Below are 20,964 nucleotides of genomic sequence, written 5' to 3' on the forward strand. Positions count from 1 at the left end.
AAGAAATTTATTTTTCCGCGTTAAGGATTCACCACATCGTATAAATATGGGTCCTCCGGCAAACCTGTTTCACTGTCCAGCAAATGACCGCATTCCGGGCAGGAAAACTCGCGCAGCTGTAGATCGGGCTGCACGGATTTCGACCATCCGTGCAGCCCCGCAACCGCTGAAACCTTTACAGGTACGTTGTCTTTCCAATGTGTTTCACCGCCGAACTCGACCAAGCCCGCACCACAGGAAGCGCAGCAAATAAACTGCCGGCCGGCTTTGTCATCCAGGTTCAACGTGGGGGAAATTCGCTTACTCATGCATGAACTCCTTGCTCGATACGGGACTGGCGCATGGATTGACGCAACGCGCGTGTTGCCTCCTCATCGGCTGCACCATCACGGATCACCACGCCATAAATTTTTTCTGCGGCCTCTGCGGAAAGCGTACGGGTAGCCACATCGCGCACGATTGATTCAACCGGCCGGGCTAACGGATCGCCCACACCGCCGCCGCCATTCCAACGCAAATAGAAAGCATCGTCCTGTTTCAGCGGGAAAACCCCCCAACTAATCGGCTCTCGATTTCCGGTAAGCAACTCCGCGTCGGTTTGCTCGATGCGCGCACTTTCGGATACCTCGACGCCCCCTTTGTAGAGCACATAATCATTCGCCGTACCGGGACCGCCCCCGGCCAGCCCATCGCTCATGGGGAATTTCGACCCTTTGCCCGACAGTACAAAGTTAATCGCACCATCTGGGCTACCGTGCGGAACCACGGCAATTTCTCCGCCCAGACCGCCCCGGAACTCGCCCGACCCACCGGAATCGAGCATGCGCCGGCGGAACAGATAGCGAATCGGGAAAGTGCCTTCAACCGTTTCAACGTTAGCCATTCGGGAGATGGGGTTGGGCATTTCACCACCGATATCCACACCATCACCATACGTTTTCGCACCGCCTGCACCGGCAAAAGTTTCGGTCAGAATGTCGATGGCCATGCGACCTTCGCGATTGCGACCAAACATGAACACCGCAAAGTGATTGGCGTGCCACACCGACGTGGCTTCCTCTTTGTATTTCTCACTCGCCGCCAGCATTTTGCCGATGGTGGAGCAAGCCGCATTGTTAACCGATTGAATGGCACCCACTGTGGCCACCGACACCGGTGCGGGACGCGTGCAATTCACAATCGTGCCCTCCGGCGCAATCATGCGTATCGGCTCAACCGCGCCCTGATTCCAGGTAATGTCGTAACACAGTAGTGGGAACAGGGGCGCAAACAAGCCGCCCAACGACGCCCACTGCGTGCAGTTAACGCTATAGCGCGACTGCGGACTGGAACCGGTGAAGTCGAAAGTAAGCGTGTCGTCTTTCTTGGTCATGGTCAACAGCACCTTGGCCGTTTCCCCCAGCACATCAATGTACTGACGCGACTGCCAGGAACCATCAGGCAACTCACGCAAACGTTGACGCAATAATTGCTCCGATTGATCAATAAGCGTTTTACCTACCTCATCCACCGCATCGGCACCGTATTTGTCGATAAGCGCCAGCATACGTTCACCCGCGACGTTGTTGCAGGCAATCAATGCACGCATATCCAACGCCACCATTTCCGGACTGCGCACCATGTTCAGAAAAGTATCCCAAACGTCCTGGCGCAACTCACCGCGGCTGACCAGCTTAATGCCGGGGCTGCTAAAGCCTTCACTGTAGATATCCACCGCGTCGGGAGCAAACCCACCAGGGTTCATGGCGCCAATGTCACATACGTGAACAAAGCACGCACTCCAGGCCACCAGCTTTCCTTCATGATGAATCGGGCGCAGCAAGTACACGTCCGACGTGTGCAGTGCCGCTGTATAAGGGTCATTCAGCATGTAAATGTCGCCCGGCTCAATCTGCCCTTCAAAACGACGAATAATTGCCTTGCATGCCTCGGCCGCACTGGTTAAATGGTGCAGGAACCCGACCCCGCCCATGAGCAAGGAACCGTCGGCGCGATACAGGCTGACCATCAGGTCATGGCCCTCATTGGTAATCGCACTGCCCGACACATGCTTAAGGGTAATCACCGCCTCTTCCACCACGCGGAATAAACGGTGGCGAATAATGGAATATGTAATCGGATCCATAATCAGGCTCCTCCTTCCAGTTCAACAACAATGTTTCGGTACTCATCCATCATCGCTTTCTGACCCTGCTGCAGCACGATGGTGGTGATAGGGGTATGAATGACCGCTGGGCCGCTCAGGCGATTTCCGGGGGTGAGCTTGTCGAAGTTGTAGATATCGGCGGGCGCGAGTTTGCCTTGTGCTTCCACAAAGATATCGCGCCGACCCATCAACGCGCCACTGGCATCTTCCCCACCCATTTCCACTGCAGGCACCTCGGGTTTCTTCAAGACACCGCGGGCAGTCAGACGGAACAGCTTCATTTCGATACCGGCTTCGCGATAGGCAGACCCTTTGCCATACTTTCTTTCGTATAGCGCCTCGAAATCACTCAGTAATTGCTCCAGTGCCTGCTGATCCATCGGAGTTGCACCGCGAACCGTTGTGGTCAGCTCATGTACTTGGCGCGCATAACGTAAATCGACCGCCCATTCCAGGCTGATCTCATCCTCTTTAAAGCCTTCCTGCTTAAGCTGCTCGCGCGCTTCAGCCACCATGGGCTCGTAAATTCGATTAATTTCTTCCGGATCCGTGTCGGCGCGTAGCGTACGCGTCGTGGCATATTGGTGGACGATATCGGCCGACACCAAACCAAATGCACAGTTCACCGAAGCGGTGTAGGGAATAACGATTTTCTTTACGCCGAGCTCGGCACCGAACATGGCCGACAGCATGCCGCACGAACCACCAAAGGAATGCAGTACGTAGTCGCGTGGATCCAGGCCACGCTCAACGGTAATTTCTCGTATCAGGTCGGTAATCTGGGCCGACGCCAGCCGATAAATACCGATTGCGGCCTCTTCAACCGACATGTTCAGGGGCTTGGCGACTTTTTCATCAAACGCCTTACGTGCGGCATCCGGATTCAACTGGATCGAGCCGCCCAGGAACGTGCTGGGATCCATGTAACCAATCAGCATGAACACATCGGTTAACGTGGGTTCGGTACCACCCAGGCCATAACATACCGGCCCAGGCCGGGAGCCCGCTGATCGCGGACCCACGTGAGGTTCGCCGGTTGCCTCATCGATGCTCACAATCGACCCGCCGCCCGCGCCAATCGATACCACTTCAATTTTCGGTGCGGCGTAGTGATAACGGTCGACCATCGGTTCACGCGCGAACTCAATTTCACCGTTTTGAATCACACTCACCTTGAACGTCGTACCGCCCATATCGGTGGCGATCACATCGGGTTGTTTTAACAACTCACCCAACGAACGACTGCCGATAACGCCCGCAGCCGGGCCGCATTCCAGCATGCCCACCGAACGGTCGGCCGCTTCGTTGGCCGGCAGCAGGCCACCGTAACCTTGCATCACCATGATCTGGCCCCGATACGCCGTCTGCGCCAGTTTCTGTTCCAGGTCGGCCAGATAACTTTGTGTAATTCTTCCGGCATAAGCATTAATCACCGAGGTGGAGGTGCGCTCATATTCGCCGGGCAGCGGCGCAATGCTGCTGGAAAGTGTGCAGTACACGTTGGGCGCCACCTTGGCGGCGATGTCCTTCACCATCCGTTCGTTGGTTTCGTTAATGAACGACCAAAGGAATGCGACGGCAATGGCATCCACGCCTTCTTCCTCAACCAAATGACGAATGGCCTTTTCAACCTCCTGCGGATCGAGCTCTTTCAGGATCTGGCCTTCGGCATCTGTGCGCTCGGAAATACCGATAATCCGTTCGGCCGGCACCAAAGGCGCGGCGCGTTCCGTCTTGGCAATATGCTTGATTTTGTCTTCTGTAAGGCCGCCCCAACGCCCATAGGCGCCACGCGTAACTAAAATCGTGTCCTCGAAGCCCTTGGTTGTCAGCAACCCCACCTTCGCGCCGTCACGGGTAAGGATACAGTTATCAACCACTGTTGATCCGTGGATGAACAAGTAAGTGTCGGCCAAAAGACTATCAAGGGTTTCGCCCATGCTTTGCGCCGCTGATCGGATTGAATCCAGAATACCGGTGGCAAAATCCGGGGGAGTCGACAATGCCTTGCCAATGCGAATTGGCTCACCCGCCGCGAATACTACCGTATCCGTGCATGTGCCCCCAACATCTGTCGCGATGACATATTTGCGTCCTGCTGCTTCTTCCATGCCTGTTCAGCCTCCATAGAATGTGTAAAAACACATGTAATGTTAGGTGTTATAACAGCTAACATTACACATAAAACATGGGGGTTTACGCTGTCAGGGGTTTTACGGATGACATGAAAAAACCCCGCCACCTTGCGGTAAGCGGGGTTCTAAAGGCCGGGAAAAGCCGGCAAGTACTAACGAAATTATTCTTCGTTAGTGTCTTGCGACCCTTCCGTATCGGCTGATGGCTCAGACTCAGATGACGAATCCACCGTAACCGGCGCGTCCTCGAATGGGTTCTCCATTTCGCGGGCGGCCAGACGTTCGGCTTCCTCGTGCTTTTCTTTTGTCTTGCGTGCGGTGTGATATGCCAGGCCGGTACCGGCTGGGATCAAACGACCCACAATAACGTTCTCTTTCAGACCACGCAGCTCGTCGCGCTTGCCCATAATGGCGGCTTCGGTTAGCACGCGAGTGGTTTCCTGGAAAGAAGCGGCCGAGATAAATGAGTCGGTAGACAGCGAGGCCTTGGTAATACCCAGCAGCACGTTGTCATACGTAGCTGGAATCTTGCCTTCTGCGTCAACGCGGTCATTCTCGTTCAGAAGCTCTGAACGCTCCACTTGTTCACCGGTGATGAAGCTGGTATCGCCCGCATCGGTCACAATGACTCGGCGCAACATCTGACGAACAATCACTTCAATGTGTTTGTCGTTGATCTTCACACCCTGCAAACGGTAAACGTCCTGAACCTCATTGACGACATACGTCGCCAACTTTTCGATACCCTGCAAACGCAGAATATCGTGCGGATCGGACGGCCCGTCGACAATCATTTCACCCTTGTTTACGACTTGGCCATCGTGCACCAGTACCTGCTTTTCTTTCGGAATCAGGAACTCGTGATTCACGCCGTCCATGTCGGTGATAACAAGACGCTGTTTACCTTTCGTGTCTTTACCGAACGAAACCGTACCCGTAACTTCAGCCAGCATGCCGGCGTCTTTGGGTGAACGGGCTTCGAACAGCTCGGCCACGCGTGGCAGACCGCCGGTAATATCGCGTGTCTTCTGCGATTCTTGCGGAATACGGGCAAGTACGTCGCCAATTTGAACGTCTTGACCATCGCGCACGGTAATCAGTGCGCCAACGGGGAACGAAATGGCAACCGCATGCTCGGTGCCTGCAATTTTGACTTCTTCACCGGCATCGTTAATGAGCTTGATTTGCGGACGCATGGCGGTTTTGCCACCGCGCGTTTTCGGCGTAATGACCACCAGGGTCGATAAGCCGGTGACTTCATCAAGCTGTTTAACAACGGTTGCGCCTTCTTCGATGTTTTCGAAGCGAACCTTGCCGGCATATTCCGAAATCATTGGGCGAGTGAGCGGATCCCATGTTGCCAGGCGTTGGCCTGCTTTCACGGTGTCATTGTCGCCCACAACCAGCGTGGCCCCATAAGGGATCTTGTGACGTTCACGTTCGCGACGGTTTTCGTCGAAAATAACGATTTCACCGGAACGCGAAATGGCAATACGTTCGCCTTTGGCATTCGTGACGTAACGCATGGTAAGCGCAAACGAAACCGAACCGGCCACCTTGGTTTCCACCGAACTGGCCATGGCTGCACGCGATGCCGCACCCCCAATGTGGAATGTACGCATTGTGAGCTGGGTACCCGGTTCACCAATGGATTGCGCTGCAATAACCCCAACAGCCTCACCACGGTTTACCAGTACGCCGCGGCCCAGGTCGCGGCCATAGCAATGGGCACATAAACCACGACGGGTTTCGCAGGTAAGCGGCGTGCGAACCTTAACCTCGTCAAGACCGATGTTATCGATCAGGTCAACCAGATCTTCATCCAGCAGTGTACCGGCCGGGATCGCCGTTTCCTGAGTGTCAGGATTAACGATATCAACGGCGGCAACACGGCCCAGAATACGCTCACGCAAGGGTTCGATGACTTCGCCCCCTTCAACCAGGGCTTTCATCGTGTAACCATGCGTAGTGCCGCAATCGGTTTCCGTAATAACCAGATCCTGGGTAACGTCGACCAGACGACGCGTAAGGTAACCGGAGTTAGCGGTTTTTAGCGCGGTATCGGCCAGACCTTTACGTGCACCGTGAGTGGAAATAAAGTACTGAAGTACATTCAGCCCTTCACGGAAGTTAGCCGTAATAGGCGTTTCAATAATCGAGCCGTCGGGCTTGGCCATCAGGCCACGCATACCCGCCAACTGGCGAATCTGGGCGGCGGAACCACGGGCGCCGGAGTCGGCCATCATGTAGATGGAATTGAACGACTCTTGCCGTACTTCCTTGCCATGACGGTCTGTCACGGGTTCTGTTGAAAGCTGCTCCATCATGGCTTTGCCGACTTTATCGCCGGCCTTGCCCCAGATGTCGACCACGTTGTTGTAACGTTCCTGAGACGTCACCAGACCCGAAGAGTACTGACGATCGATCTCTTTCACTTCCTTGTTGGCCTGGCCCAGGATCTCTTCCTTAACCTGTGGAATGACCATGTCATTCATGGCAATGGAAATCCCACCGCGCGTTGCCAGTGTGAAGCCCGACTGCATGAGCTTGTCGGCAAAAATAACCGTGGCACGCAAGCCGCAACGACGGAACGATTGATTGATAAGGCGTGAAATTTCTTTCTTTTTAAGCGTGCGGTTCAGTTCGGAGAACGGCAAGCCTTTAGGCAGAATTTCAGACAACAAGGCACGACCCACCGTTGTTTCGTGACGCTTGATCACCGGTTGGAATTCACCTGCTGTGTCTTTTTCGTACTCGTTCAGACGAACCGTAATACGCGTTTGCAGTTCAACTTCACCGCTGTCGTAGGCCCGCTGTACTTCGGCAACGTCGGCAAAGAACAAACCTTCGCCCTTACCGTTAATGCGCTCACGGGTGGTGTAATACAAGCCCAGAACGATATCCTGGGACGGGACGATGGACGGTTCACCGTTGGCGGGGAACAGCACGTTATTGGATGCCAGCATCAGAGTGCGGGCTTCCAGCTGCGCTTCCAGCGATAAGGGAACGTGAACAGCCATTTGGTCGCCATCGAAGTCGGCGTTAAACGCAGCACACACCAGCGGATGCAATTGAATGGCTTTGCCTTCAATCAGCACCGGCTCGAAAGCCTGAATACCCAAACGGTGCAGCGTAGGCGCGCGGTTGAGCATGACAGGGTGTTCGCGAATGACCTCTTCCAGAATGTCCCATACCACGGGCTCCTGGCTTTCAACCAATTTCTTGGCAGCCTTGATTGTCGTGGCCAGACCCATCATTTCCAGACGATTGAAAATGAACGGCTTGAACAGTTCCAGCGCCATTAACTTGGGCAAACCGCATTGATGCAGTTTCAGCTGCGGACCCACCACAATCACCGAACGGCCGGAGTAGTCGACACGTTTACCCAGCAAGTTCTGGCGGAAACGACCGCTCTTGCCTTTGATCATGTCGGCCAGTGACTTCAACTGACGCTTGTTGGCGCCCGTCATGGCTTTGCCGCGACGACCGTTATCAAGCAGGGAGTCGACCGACTCCTGCAACATACGCTTTTCGTTGCGCAGGATGATGTCGGGCGCTTTCAGTTCAAGCAAGCGCTTCAGACGATTGTTGCGGTTGATCACGCGACGATACAAATCGTTCAGATCGGACGTGGCGAAACGACCGCCGTCGAGTGGTACCAGCGGACGCAAATCGGGCGGCAATACCGGCAACACTTCCATGATCATCCAGTCGGGCTTAATGCCCGACTTCTGGAAACCTTCCAGCACTTTGAGGCGCTTGGAGATTTTCTTGATCTTGGCATCGGAGCCGGTTGCCTTGAGTTCGGCGCGCAACGTTTCCACTTCACGATCGATGTCGATGGTGCGCAGCAATTCACGCACCGCTTCGGCACCCATCAGGGCGTGGAAGTCGTCGCCGTACTCTTCCGTTTTGGCCAGGTAGTCGTCGTCGGACATGATTTGACCACGCTTGAGCGGTGTCATGCCGGGTTCAATAACGCACCATGCCTCGAAATAGAGCACACGCTCAATGTCGCGCAGTGTCATGTCGAGCACCATACCCAAACGGGACGGCAGGCTCTTCAAGAACCAAATATGCGCAACAGGGCTGGCCAGTTCGATGTGGCCCATGCGTTCGCGACGCACCTTGGCTACGGTGACTTCCACACCGCATTTTTCGCAGATAACCCCGCGATGCTTCAGGCGCTTGTACTTACCGCAAAGGCACTCGTAATCTTTGATCGGACCAAAGATCTTGGCGCAGAACAGGCCATCGCGCTCGGGCTTGAAAGTACGGTAGTTGATGGTTTCAGGCTTACGCACTTCACCATACGACCACGAACGCACTTTTTCAGGCGAGGCAATACCAATCTTGATGGCATCGAATTGCTCGTCTTGCGAGACTTGTTTGAATAGGTCGAGTAGCGCTTTCATTATTTACGCTCCAAATCCATGTCCAGAGACAAAGATCGAATTTCTTTGACCAGAACGTTGAACGATTCAGGCATGCCTGCGTCGATGACGTGATCACCTTTCACGATATTCTCGTAAACCTTGGTACGGCCGGTGATGTCGTCGGACTTGACAGTAAGCATTTCCTGCAACGTGTAAGAAGCACCGTAGGCTTCCAGCGCCCAAACTTCCATCTCACCGAAACGCTGGCCACCGAACTGGGCTTTACCACCCAACGGCTGCTGCGTAACCAGCGAGTATGGGCCGGTTGAACGCGCGTGCATCTTGTCGTCCACCAGGTGATGCAGCTTCAGATAGTGCATATAACCGATGGTAACAGGACGCTCGAATTGCTCGCCGGTGCGGCCGTCAATCAGCCAGGCTTGCGTGCGATCGGGTGTCAAACGCAACGATTCGGCAATGGGGTCGGGGTAGGCGAGTTCAAGCATCTTGCCGATTTCACCTTCATTGGCACCATCGAACACCGGTGTCGCCAAAGGAACGCCGGCCTTCAGGTTACGCGCCATTTCCACGATTTCATCGTCGCTCAGTTCTTCCAGATGCGCAGGCGTACCGTTGGAGTTGTATACTTTCTCGAGGAATGCCCGAACTTCCTTGGCCTGAGCCTGTTTCTGCCCATCAAGCATATCGGCAATGCGATATCCCATGCCCTTGGCAGCCCAGCCCAAGTGCACTTCCAGAACCTGACCCACGTTCATCCGCGAGGGCACGCCCAGCGGGTTCAACACGATATCAACCGGTGTACCATCGGCCATGTGCGGCATATCTTCCACCGGCACAATGCGCGAAACCACACCTTTGTTACCGTGACGACCCGCCATCTTGTCGCCGGGTTGCAGGCGACGCTTAACCGCCAGGTAAACCTTGATCATCTTCAGCACGCCGGGAGGCAATTCGTCGCCCTGCGTCAGTTTCTTGCGCTTCTCTTCGAAAGCAAGATCAAACTGATGACGCTTCTGCTCCAGCGACTCTTTTGCTTGCTCAAGGTTGATTGCGTCGGACTCATCGGCCAGACGAATATCGAACCACTGCCATTTATCGAGGTCGGCCAGATATTCGGCGGTAATCTTGGCGCCTTTGGCAAGCTTGCGTGGGCCACCGTTAACGGTTTTACCCACCAAGACTTTTTCAATACGATCGAACGTATCTTTTTCGACAATACGCAGCTGATCGTTCAGGTCTTGACGATAGCGACGCAGTTCATCGTCGATAATCGATTGCGCGCGCTTGTCGCGCTCGATACCTTCACGTGTAAAGACCTGAACGTCGATTACCGTACCGACCATACCCGACGGAACACGCAACGACGTATCTTTCACGTCGGAGGCTTTTTCGCCGAAAATGGCACGCAGCAGTTTTTCTTCAGGGGTCAGCTGGGTTTCACCCTTGGGTGTGACCTTACCTACCAACACGTCGTCGGCACGCACTTCAGCACCAATGTGAACAATGCCGGAGTCATCCAGACGGTTCAATTGGACTTCAGGCAAATTGCTGATGTCGCGTGTGATTTCCTCGGCACCCAATTTGGTGTCACGCGCCACAACCGTGAGTTCCTCAATGTGAATCGAGGTATAGCGGTCGTCGGCCACCACATTTTCGGAGATCAGAATCGAATCTTCGAAGTTATAACCGTTCCAGGGCATGAACGCGATCAGCATGTTCTGACCCAACGCCAATTCACCCAGATCGGTTGATGCGCCGTCGGCCAGTACATCGCCACGGGCAACCACATCGCCTTTCTTCACGATAGGACGCTGGTTGATGTTGGTGTTCTGGTTCGAACGCGTGTACTTGGTGAGGTTATAAATATCCACACCCACTTCACCGGCCACGTTCTCTTCATCGTTCACACGAATCACGACACGCTCGGCGTCGACGTGATCGACGATACCGCCACGCAACGCCTGCACCGTAGTGCCCGAGTCAACTGCAACCGTACGTTCAACACCGGTACCCACCAACGATTTCTCAGGACGCAGGCAAGGTACTGCCTGACGCTGCATGTTGGCACCCATAAGTGCACGGTTGGCGTCGTCGTGTTCCAGGAACGGAATAAGCGATGCCGCGACCGATACGATCTGGGACGGTGCAACGTCCATATAGTGAACGTTATCGGGCGACGTCAGCATGGTTTCACCCGCCTGGCGGCAAGCCACCAGATCACTGACGAAACGGCCTTGTTCATCGAGCTCGGCGTTCGCCTGGGCAATCACGAAACGACTTTCTTCAATGGCCGACAGATAATCGATTTGATCACTGACTTTGCCGTCGATAATTTTGCGATAAGGCGTTTCCAGGAACCCGTACTCGTTCAAACGCGCGTACAGAGCCATGGAGTTGATCAGACCAATGTTCGGACCTTCCGGTGTTTCAATCGGGCAAACACGACCGTAGTGAGTGGGATGTACGTCACGCACTTCAAAGCCGGCGCGTTCACGTGTAAGACCACCGGGCCCCAACGCGGAAACACGACGCTTGTGCGTGATTTCCGACAGCGGATTGGTTTGGTCCATAAACTGCGACAACTGGCTGGAACCGAAGAACTCTTTAATGGCAGCCGAAATAGGCTTGGAATTAATGAGGTCGTGCGGCATCAGGTTTTCAGTTTCCGCCTGACCCAAACGCTCTTTCACAGCCCGCTCAACGCGAACCAGACCGGCACGGAATTGATTTTCAGCCAACTCACCCACGCAACGCACACGGCGATTGCCAAGGTGGTCGATGTCGTCGATTTGGCCACGGCCGTTACGCAATTCAACCAACACCTTGATGGTTTCAAGAATGTCTTCGTTGGTAAGCGTTAACGCACCGGCGGTCTCTTCGTCGCGACCCAGGCGGCTGTTGACCTTCATACGGCCGACACGCGACAGATCGTACGTTTCTTCGCTGTAGAACAAACGCTGGAACAAGGCCTCAACCGCTTCTTCGGTTGGTGGCTCGCCCGGACGCATCATGCGGTAGATCGCCACACGTGCAGCAGTTTGATCTGCCGTATCGTCGGAGCGCAGGGTTTGGGAAATATAAGCACCACGGTCAAGGTCGTTAACGTAGAGCGTTTCAACTTCCTTGATACCAGCCGTGCGAATGTCGGCCATTGTGGATTCGGTGATTTCATCATTGGCACTAGCAATGATTTCACCGGTTTCCGGATCGACAACATTCTTGGCCAGAATACGGCCAACGAAGAAATCTTCAGGCACGGACAGCTGATCGACGCCGGCAGCCTGCAAATCACGCAGATGCTTGGCGTTGATACGCTTGTCTTTCTCGACAATGACATTGCCTTTTTTATCGGTAATGTCAAAACGCGCCACTTCACCTTTCCAGCGCTCGGCCACGAAATCAAGCTTGCCGCCTTCATTCATGATCTCGAAACGATCAAAGTCGAAGTAGTAGGCAAGAATTTCTTCCTGCGTCATGCCGATGGCTTTCAACAGAATCGAAACCGGCATCTTGCGACGGCGGTCGATACGGAAGAAGAGCTGGTCTTTTGGATCGAATTCAAAATCGAGCCAGGAGCCACGATAAGGAATCACGCGCGCAGAAAACAGCAATTTGCCGGAACTGTGCGTTTTGCCACGATCGTGCTCAAAGAAAACACCAGGCGAGCGGTGCAACTGCGAAACGATAACGCGTTCGGTACCGTTAATCACGAAGGAACCCGTGTCTGTCATGAGCGGAATCTCGCCCATGTACACTTCCTGTTCCTTCACTTCTTTAATAGTCGGTTTGCTGACTTCACGATCCATCAGCACCAGGCGCACTTTTGCCCGCAAAGGCGATGCGTAGGTAAGCCCACGCAATTGGCATTCCTTCACATCGAACACAGGCTCGCCAAGCACATAGCTGACGAACTCCAGACGTGCCATCTGGTTGTGGCTTACGATGGGGAAAATTGAAGTAAAGGCTGCCTGCAGACCTTCATCGCGACGCTCGGAAGCGGGAATATCTGCTTGCAGAAAGGTTAGAAAAGATTGCAGCTGAGTCGCCAAAAGATACGGGACGTCTTGGACATCTTCCCGTTTGGCGAAGCTCTTGCGTATGCGCTTTTTTTCGGTGTACGAATAAGGCATGAGCACTCCGACTCGAGGGGTTACATGGGCCGTCAACCACGGCCCCGGTTTACGACTCCAGAGAACCCGACTGGTTCAGAAAACACCACTGACAAGACGGGTTTTCTGGAGACGCAAAAGCCCGGGAAGGCCGAAACCTGCCCGGGCGTACGGCAAAAGTCTTACTTAAGTTCGACTTTAGCACCAGCTTCTTCAAGCTTGGCTTTAGCAGCTTCAGCGTCTTCTTTGCTGGCACCTTCTTTAACTGCTTTAGGTGCGCCGTCGACCATGTCTTTAGCTTCTTTCAGGCCAAGACCGGTGATTTCACGAACAGCTTTAATCACGCTAACCTTGTTGGCGCCGACTTCGGCCAGAACAACGTCGAACTCAGTTTTTTCTTCAGCAGCGGCTGCGCCACCACCTGCAACGGGAGCAGCAACAGCCACAGCGGCTGCGGCGGCGGACACGCCAAACTTTTCTTCCATTTCCGAGATGAGCTCGGACAACTCGAGAACGGTCAGATTAGCGACCGCGTCGAGGATTTCTGCTTTGCTTAATGCCATTTCTAGAACTCCAAAATTGAATAATTTCCAGGGTTGGGTATCGCTGTGTCGTTCGACTCAGTTTCCAACTGCTTATGCAGCTTCCTTTTGATCGCGCACGGCGGCGAGGCCACGTACGAACTTGGTTGGAACTTCGTTGAGCGTACGCACAAACTGCGTGACAGGGGCTTGCATCGTACCCATCAGTTTCGCCAGCAACTCATCACGCGACGGCAGGGTGGCCAAGGCCATAACGCCATCTTTGTTAAGTTGGTTGTCGGGTAGCGAACCACCCGTAATAACCAGCTTGTCGTTGCTTTTTGCGAAATCGGCAAGTACTTTGGCAGCCGCAACAGGATCATCACTAATGCCATAGATCAGCGGACCCTTCAAACTTGCTGACATGCCTTCAAAAGGCGTGCCGGCAAGTGCACGGCGAACCAGCGTATTCTTCAGAACACGCAGATACACACCCGACTCACGCGCTTGTTTGCGCAATACGGTGACGGCAGCGACGTCCAGACCACGGTACTCGGCAGTAATAATCGATTGAGCTTGTGCTACCTGCGCAGCAACCTCTTCGACAACTACCGCTTTCTCTTTGCGATTGAGACTCACGGTTTGAACACTCCATCTAATGACACCCAGGAGGGTCCCGGGCATCTACCGAATGCGGCGCTCCTGGTCGAGTTCTTTAAAACAAAAAAGAATTCTTCCATGGGCGCCGTCTGCGCTGGATCGATTCTGTTGCCAGGAACCGGATTAAGCCTGATGTGAAATCACTTCAAGGCTCCAGCGGTCTTTGACAGCAACACCCCAATTCTGCCGGGGTGCGCCCAAAGTTCTTTACAACTTCAGTGACTTAAGCAGCCAATGAAGCGACTTCTACGCGAGCACCGCCACCCATGGTGGAGGAAACGGCGACTTTACGCAGATAAATACCTTTTGCAGCTGTAGGACGCGCTTTGTTCAACGCATCGATCAGCGCAGCCAGATTGCTTTGCAATTGTTCTACTTCAAAAGAAGCGCGACCAATGCTGGCGTGAATAATGCCGGCTTTGTCGGTACGGTACTGCACCTGACCTGCCTTGGCGTTCTTTACCGCCTGAGCCACGTCGGGCGTTACCGTGCCCACTTTCGGGTTCGGCATCAAGCCACGCGGGCCCAAAACCTGACCCAACGCACCCACAACGCGCATGGCGTCGGGCGAAGCGATGACAACGTCGAAATTCAAGTTGCCGCCTTTGATGCTTTCAGCCAGATCTTCCATGCCCACAATGTCGGCACCCGCCTCTTTTGCCGCGTCGGCTTTTTCGCCCTGGGCAAAAACAGCGACACGAACGCTCTTGCCGGTACCGGCAGGCAGAACAACGGAACCACGAACCAGTTGGTCGGATTTCTTGGGATCGATACCCAGTTGAACGGCGACGTCGATGGACTCATCGAACTTGGCGGTGGCGGTTTCTTTAACCAACGCCAATGCTTCGTTCACTGCGTAGAATTTGTTGCGGTCGATTTTTTCTTTAATCGCAGCTGCGCGTTTGCTTAACTTAGCCATGTTATGCCCCTTCTACCGTGATACCCATGCTGCGAGCACTACCTGCAATCGTACGAACAGCGGCGTCCATATCGGCGGCAGTCAGGTCGGGCATTTTGGTTTTTGCGATTTCTTCGGCTTGTTCACGCGTAAGTTTGCCAACTTTGTCGGCGTTAGGGCGTGCAGAGCCTTTCTGAATACCGACGGCTTTCTTGATGAGAACAGCCGCGGGCGGTGTTTTCATGATGAAAGTAAAGCTCTTGTCGGCGTACGCAGTAATAACAACCGGAATAGGAAGACCAGGCTCCAGACTCTGCGTTTGCGCGTTAAACGCCTTGCAGAATTCCATGATGTTCAAACCACGCTGACCGAGGGCCGGACCAACGGGAGGGGAAGGATTGGCTTTACCAGCTGGGATTTGCAGCTTGATGAAGCCGACGATTTTTTTCGCCATTTTCAGCTCCTTGCGGGTACAAACGCCAATGCACTAAAACATTGGCTCCCCGGGGTTAAATAATTAAGTCTTTTCGACTTGACCAAAATCGAGTTCAACTGGTGTGGCACGGCCAAAAATAGTGACCGAAACACGCACCTTGCTTTTCTCGTAGTTAACGTCTTCGACGTTACCGTTGAAATCGGCAAAAGGCCCTTCTTTAACACGAACCATTTCACCCACTTCAAATAGAACCTTAGGTTTGGGCTTCTCGACACCTTCTTCCATTTGCGAAAGAATCTTGTCGACTTCCTTCTGGGAAATAGGCGCAGGGCGATTTCCCGAACCACCCAAAAAGCCGGTAACCCGGTTGGTACTTTTCACCAAGTGCCAGGTTTCATCGGTAAGCTCCATTTCCACCAACACATAGCCGGGGAAAATACGACGCTCGGTAATGGACTTTTTCCCACCTTTAACTTCCAACACTTCTTCGGAAGGCACCAGAATTTCACCGAACTTGTCTTGCAGATCGGCACGCTCGATACGATCGAGCAATGCTTTCTGGACACTTTTCTCCATGCCGGAATAGACATGGACAACATACCAGCGCTTACTCATGGGTGTCCTTTATCTCCAGCCAAGCAATAGGCCGTATATAACCCAGCCCAATGCTTTATCGGCCAGCCACAGAAAAATGCCGATAATAATGACAAACACAAAAACAATGCCTGTCATTTGCATGGCTTCCTTTCGGGTTGGCCACACCACACGTTTTAACTCACCGTAAGAATCGCGACCGAAACTGATTGTGCGTCGCCCAGGCTCGCTCATCCAGGCAATGCCGGCAGCCACAATTAAACTGGCAATGAACAGCGCGACGCGAACAACCGCAGGCTGATCGCTGAGTACTGAAAATGAAACAATTCCAGCAATAATAACCAATACCGCCAACGCCAACTTAATGCGATCAGCAATACTGGTAACGGTTTCTACGTTTGTGTTCGACATATTCCGGCTTGGTTAAACAGCCCTTTGCAATTCTTGCGCCTTCGGAGTTTGGCAGGGGCAGTAGGAATCGAACCTACAACCTTCGGTTTTGGAGACCGACGCTCTGCCAATTGAGCTATACCCCTAAATCCGCAAAACAATCATTAACGCGATTGCCTTGAAACGACGCTGGCAGCCAGGTTTTTACACCTGAGGCTGCCAAATTACAACTGCAAATTTTACTTAAGAATTTTAGCGACGACGCCGGCGCCCACGGTACGACCACCTTCGCGAATCGCAAAGCGCAGACCTTCTTCCATCGCGATCGGCGCAATCAGCTTGACCGTCATGGCCACGTTATCACCCGGCAACACCATTTCCTTGTCGGCCGGCAGATCAATCGTACCCGTTACGTCGGTCGTACGGAAGTAGAACTGAGGACGATACCCGTTAAAGAACGGCGTATGACGGCCACCCTCTTCCTTGGACAGAATGTACACCTCGGCTGTAAAGTCGGTGTGCGGGTTGATCGAGCCGGGCTTGGCCAGCACCTGACCACGCTCAACGTCTTCACGCTTGGTGCCACGCAGCAAAATACCCACGTTATCACCGGCCTGACCCTGGTCAAGCAGCTTGCGGAACATTTCCACGCCCGTGCAAGTGGTCTTGACCGTGTCTTTGATACCCACGATTTCGATCTCTTCACCGACCTTGACCACACCGCGCTCGATACGGCCCGTTACCACCGTGCCACGACCCGAGATCGAGAACACGTCTTCCACAGGCATCAGGAACGCGCCATCCACTGCACGCTCTGGCGTGGGGATGTAAGTGTCCAGTGCTTCGGCCAGTGCCATAATGGCTTGCTTGCCCAAAGGACCTTCGTCGCCTTCCAGCGCTTTGAGTGCCGAACCCTTGATGATCGGGGTGTCGTCGCCAGGGAAGTCGTAGTTGGACAGCAGCTCGCGCACTTCCATTTCCACCAGCTCAAGCAGTTCCTCGTCATCCACCATGTCGGCCTTGTTCAGGAACACGATGATGTAAGGCACGCCCACCTGGCGGCTCAGCAAAATGTGCTCACGCGTTTGGGGCATGGGGCCGTCGGCGGCCGATACCACCAGAATCGCGCCGTCCATCTGCGCCGCACCGGTAATCATGTTCTTCACATAGTCGGCGTGGCCCGGGCAATCAACGTGTGCGTAGTGGCGGGTGGCCGTTTCGTACTCAACGTGCGAAGTGTTAATCGTAATACCGCGTGCCTTCTCTTCAGGAGCCGCGTCAATCTGGTCGTAACCACGCGCCTCGCCACCGAAGGACGTTGACAACACCGTGGTCAGCGCCGCGGTGAGTGTCGTTTTGCCGTGGTCAACGTGGCCAATCGTGCCCACGTTTACGTGCGGTTTGGTCCGCTCAAATTTTCCTTTTGCCATGGCTGACTCCTGACTCGATAGGACTGCTATTAAATAAAATTTCTATGGTGCCCATGACGCGGATCGAACGCGTGACCTCTCCCTTACCAAGGGAGTGCTCTACCACTGAGCCACATGGGCGGTTATCAAGCTAAAAAAACCCGCTTGATTCAAGCGGATTTGAATTCTTTCTGGAGCGGGTGAAGGGAATCGAACCCTCGTCGTAAGCTTGGAAGGCTTCTGCTCTACCATTGAGCTACACCCGCGAAGGGATTCTCTTCAATTTTGCGCAAGGGCTGGTTTCATCCTGACGCGTCGATTAGCCCCTAAAACTCTTGGTGGTGGGAGTTGGATTCGAACCAACGTAGGCGCAAGGCCAACAGATTTACAGTCTGCCCCCTTTAACCACTCGGGCATCCCACCGAAAGAGAATCCCGAATTATGCACGAATTTTTTGCTTCATGCAAGTCTGCTTGCACGCGCTACTTAATGCGTATTGTAAAGTGCCTGAATTTGGGGCAACGGTAACTTCAATGCCAGCGCAAGTTGCAGCAGAATTCTGGCTTTGGCGGGGTTTAAGCTTCCAGCCACCACAAAGCCCTGTTGATTGTCGTCTACTTCAACATTACGTGCCACATGGCCGAAAGCCAGGCGTGTGCTTCGCACAACGACAACGCCCTTGGCGGCTTGCGCGGCTAGCAAGGACTCTAACGTACGGCTTATGTTACCCGAACCCACACCGGCCACCACAATGCCGTGGTGAGGCATGGCCACCCAGTGCCTTAGCATTTCATCTTGCATTCCCGCATGCACATACAAAATATTCACGGCCGGTAAACTAAACTTGTCTTGCAAGTTAAGTGCCCCCGTTTGGATTGCTTTGCTAAAGGCCGTATGAGTGGTATGTAATGAACTTATTCCGTTGACAAAGAAATGAGTTGTATCACCCCGCTGTATGCCAACTGGGCCAAACGGAATCGATTGAAACGCATTATCCTGATTCGAGCCTGTTTTTTGAATATAACGTGCCGAATGAATGGCGGAATTCATCACAATCAAAACGCCCAAGTTGGCTGCAACCGTGCCGGCGGCCAAATAGAGAGCCGATAATAAGTTTTCAGGGCCGTCGGGCGAAAACGCGTCGGCGGGTTTCATCGCGCCCGTCAGAACAACCGGTATTTGACCCGGCGTAACAAGATTCAAAAAATACGCCGTTTCTTCCATGGTGTCCGTGCCATGTGTCACGACAATGCCATCAGCCAGGTTTTCATTGCTGATTTTATTAATGCGGTTAGCCAGCCGGCACCAAATGTCGTTGGTAATCGACTGACTTCCTACATTAGCCAACTGTTCGAAGCTCACCACCATATCTTGCGGGCGTGATGGCAAAGAATCCAATAATGCTTCAACACTAATTTGACCTGCCGCGTACCCGCCATGCTTATCCGCAGTACCGGCGATTGTGCCGCCGGTGGCGAGAATATGGATGCGTTTCACCATGTATCAGGAATCGATAGCGTTTGACAGGCCTTGTTGCTCTAGGAGCGCGTTCAAATGATCCCAATCGTGGAAGTCGATAACGAGCTGCCCTTTATTTTTTTTGCCCACTTTTAAAGCTACCCGAGTCCCCAAGTGATCGGACAAGCTTTCTTCCAGGCGCTTGATATCGCCGGTTTTCGCATTTTGAGTAGCTATCGGCTTAGGTGTGGTCTCTTCAGTTTCACGCAGCGCTTTTCCAACCAGTTTTTCCGCTTCGCGTACCGACAAACGACGCGTGATAATTTCATTGGCCAACAAAATTTGCTGGGCCGCTTCTACAGCAAGCAAAGCACGCGCATGGCCCATGTCGATATCACCCGCCAGCAACATGGTTTGCACGGATTCCGTTAAATTAAGAAGCCTAAGCAGATTACTGGTTGCCGAGCGAGATCGCCCGATAGCCGTGGCGGCTTGTTCATGCGTTAATCCGAAATCATCCAATAAACGCTTAACGCCATGCGCTTCTTCCAGCGGATTCAAATCTTCACGCTGAATATTTTCGATAAGCGCCATAATGGCGGCGTTCTCGTCTTCGACTTCGCGCACCAGCACAGGCACTTCTTTCAGACCCGCTAGTTTGGCCGCCCGGTAACGCCGTTCCCCGGCAATAATTTCGTACTGGCCCTTCTTGTTTGCAGCAAGTGCCCGCACCAAAATAGGCTGCATAACGCCTTGCGTGCGAATGGATTCAGCCAGTTCGTTCAACGCCCCTTCATCCATACGGGTACGTGGTTGATATTTGCCTGCAACAAGTTTGTTTAATGGCAAAACTGAAGGATGAGTTTCAATTGCTTCGGCTTTTTTACCCAACTGATTCATTGCATCGGTATCGGCGCCCAGCAGCGCATCAAGACCTCGCCCCAACCCTTTTTTCCTCGTTGCCATAACATCTGTTCCTGTCTGTTTTACGGATTATGTGTTGCCCCTTCCAGGGCGTCTTGTTTGACCCGCTTAATAAGTTCTTTTGCAAATTCAATATAGGCTTTTGCGCCTCTTGAACTTTTATCGTATACCGTGCCCGGCATGCCGTGACTTGGCGCTTCCGCCAAACGTACATTACGCGGGACCACCGTCTTGAATACGCGGTCGCCAAAATGGTTTTCTATTTGTGTTGACACTTGCTGCTGAAGCGTAACGCGTGTGTCGAACATAACCCGAAGCAGCCCAATAAGTTGCAGATCTGGATTAATGTTTCTGTGAACACGTTTAACGGTGTTAACCAGGTCTGACAGACCTTCCAAAGCAAAATACTCACATTGCATTGGAATAATAACGCCTTGCGCACCGGCTAACCCATTTAAGGTCAATAAAGACAACGTAGGCGGGCAATCGATCAGAATGAAGTCATAATCATTAATGACTTCCGCAATCGCGAACTTAAGTTGCTTTTCGCGTTGCTCCATTTGGACCAAATCGATTTCAGCACCGGATAATTCCCTATTTGCCGGCAGTACATCGTATCCCCCGGTTGGCGAAACAACTTTGGCACTGTTAATGTCTGCATCGCCAATCAAGACGTGGTAAAGATTCTGTTCAATTTCGTTTTTATTGATGCCGCTACCCATTGTGGCGTTGCCCTGCGGATCCAAATCGATAAGCAAAACTTTTTTCTTGTGCATTACCAAGGCTGCAGCTAAATTAATTGCTGTTGTGGTTTTTCCCACCCCGCCTTTCTGATTGGCAATACAAAAAACTTTCGCCAATTCGGTGTTTTGATAAGCACTCATTTA

Annotated in this window: 15 protein-coding genes and 4 tRNA genes; all 19 read right to left on the minus strand. The window is 53.2% G+C overall.

The features are described from left to right. Positions 1–20: 20 nt before the first annotated feature. On the minus strand, positions 21–308 hold the full coding sequence (locus G9Q38_RS03440; RefSeq protein WP_166127822.1) for an acetone carboxylase subunit gamma: 288 nt from the start codon (positions 306–308) through the stop codon (positions 21–23). Beyond that, positions 305–2,125: a hydantoinase B/oxoprolinase family protein gene (locus G9Q38_RS03445; protein ID WP_166127825.1), complete on the minus strand. Its 1,821-nt coding sequence runs from the start codon at positions 2,123–2,125 to the stop codon at positions 305–307. Before G9Q38_RS03445 ends, G9Q38_RS03440 begins: the two co-directional genes overlap by 4 nt. A gap of 2 nt (positions 2,126–2,127) precedes the next feature. Beyond that, a complete protein-coding gene (locus tag G9Q38_RS03450; protein WP_166127827.1) occupies positions 2,128–4,257 on the minus strand; it encodes a hydantoinase/oxoprolinase family protein in 2,130 nt (709 codons plus the stop codon). Between the two features lie 185 nt (positions 4,258–4,442). Further along, entirely contained in the window at positions 4,443–8,696 is a 4,254-nt protein-coding gene (gene rpoC / locus G9Q38_RS03455; RefSeq protein ID WP_166127830.1) for a DNA-directed RNA polymerase subunit beta', read from the minus strand. Then, a complete protein-coding gene (gene rpoB, locus G9Q38_RS03460; RefSeq protein ID WP_166127833.1) occupies positions 8,696–12,808 on the minus strand; it encodes a DNA-directed RNA polymerase subunit beta in 4,113 nt (1,370 codons plus the stop codon). The genes rpoC and rpoB overlap by 1 nt, the downstream gene beginning before the upstream one ends. A gap of 161 nt (positions 12,809–12,969) precedes the next feature. Further along, complete coding sequence (rplL, locus tag G9Q38_RS03465) at positions 12,970–13,350, minus strand: 50S ribosomal protein L7/L12 (RefSeq protein WP_166127835.1); 381 nt, start codon at positions 13,348–13,350, stop codon at positions 12,970–12,972. Between the two features lie 72 nt (positions 13,351–13,422). Further along, on the minus strand, positions 13,423–13,947 hold the full coding sequence (gene rplJ / locus G9Q38_RS03470; protein ID WP_114422044.1) for a 50S ribosomal protein L10: 525 nt from the start codon (positions 13,945–13,947) through the stop codon (positions 13,423–13,425). 244 nt (positions 13,948–14,191) lie between these two features. After that, positions 14,192–14,887 carry a 50S ribosomal protein L1 gene (gene rplA / locus G9Q38_RS03475; RefSeq protein ID WP_119443148.1) on the minus strand — a complete coding sequence of 232 codons (696 nt, stop codon included), beginning with the start codon at positions 14,885–14,887 and terminating at the stop codon, positions 14,192–14,194. 1 nt (position 14,888) lies between these two features. Then, positions 14,889–15,320, minus strand: a complete 432-nt coding sequence (gene rplK, locus G9Q38_RS03480) for a 50S ribosomal protein L11 (RefSeq protein ID WP_166127838.1) — start codon at positions 15,318–15,320, stop codon at positions 14,889–14,891. 63 nt (positions 15,321–15,383) lie between these two features. Next, positions 15,384–15,917 (minus strand): transcription termination/antitermination protein NusG, encoded by a 534-nt coding sequence (gene nusG, locus G9Q38_RS03485; RefSeq protein ID WP_114422022.1) that lies wholly within the window; start codon positions 15,915–15,917, stop codon positions 15,384–15,386. Between the two features lie 9 nt (positions 15,918–15,926). Beyond that, complete coding sequence (secE, locus tag G9Q38_RS03490; RefSeq protein ID WP_114422021.1) at positions 15,927–16,307, minus strand: preprotein translocase subunit SecE; 381 nt, start codon at positions 16,305–16,307, stop codon at positions 15,927–15,929. Positions 16,308–16,356: 49 nt separating this feature from the next. Further along, a tRNA-Trp gene (locus tag G9Q38_RS03495) sits at positions 16,357–16,432 on the minus strand. Positions 16,433–16,525: 93 nt separating this feature from the next. Continuing rightward, positions 16,526–17,716 (minus strand): elongation factor Tu, encoded by a 1,191-nt coding sequence (gene tuf / locus G9Q38_RS03500; protein ID WP_166127841.1) that lies wholly within the window; start codon positions 17,714–17,716, stop codon positions 16,526–16,528. Between the two features lie 45 nt (positions 17,717–17,761). Beyond that, positions 17,762–17,836: transfer RNA gene (locus G9Q38_RS03505), tRNA-Thr, on the minus strand. Between the two features lie 51 nt (positions 17,837–17,887). Continuing rightward, positions 17,888–17,961: transfer RNA gene (locus G9Q38_RS03510), tRNA-Gly, on the minus strand. Positions 17,962–18,031: 70 nt separating this feature from the next. Then, a tRNA-Tyr gene (locus G9Q38_RS03515) sits at positions 18,032–18,118 on the minus strand. A gap of 63 nt (positions 18,119–18,181) precedes the next feature. Beyond that, the gene (locus G9Q38_RS03520) at positions 18,182–19,195 is read right to left on the minus strand and encodes an asparaginase (protein WP_166127843.1); all 1,014 of its coding nucleotides are present in this window, start codon (positions 19,193–19,195) and stop codon (positions 18,182–18,184) included. 3 nt (positions 19,196–19,198) lie between these two features. Next, positions 19,199–20,119: a ParB/RepB/Spo0J family partition protein gene (locus G9Q38_RS03525; protein ID WP_166127846.1), complete on the minus strand. Its 921-nt coding sequence runs from the start codon at positions 20,117–20,119 to the stop codon at positions 19,199–19,201. Between the two features lie 20 nt (positions 20,120–20,139). Next, entirely contained in the window at positions 20,140–20,961 is an 822-nt protein-coding gene (locus G9Q38_RS03530) for a ParA family protein (RefSeq protein WP_166127848.1), read from the minus strand. Positions 20,962–20,964: the final 3 nt, after the last annotated feature.

Origin of the sequence: Pusillimonas sp. DMV24BSW_D (genome assembly GCF_011388195.1) — a bacterium.
Classification (GTDB): Bacteria; Pseudomonadota; Gammaproteobacteria; order Burkholderiales; family Burkholderiaceae_B; genus Neopusillimonas; species Neopusillimonas aestuarii.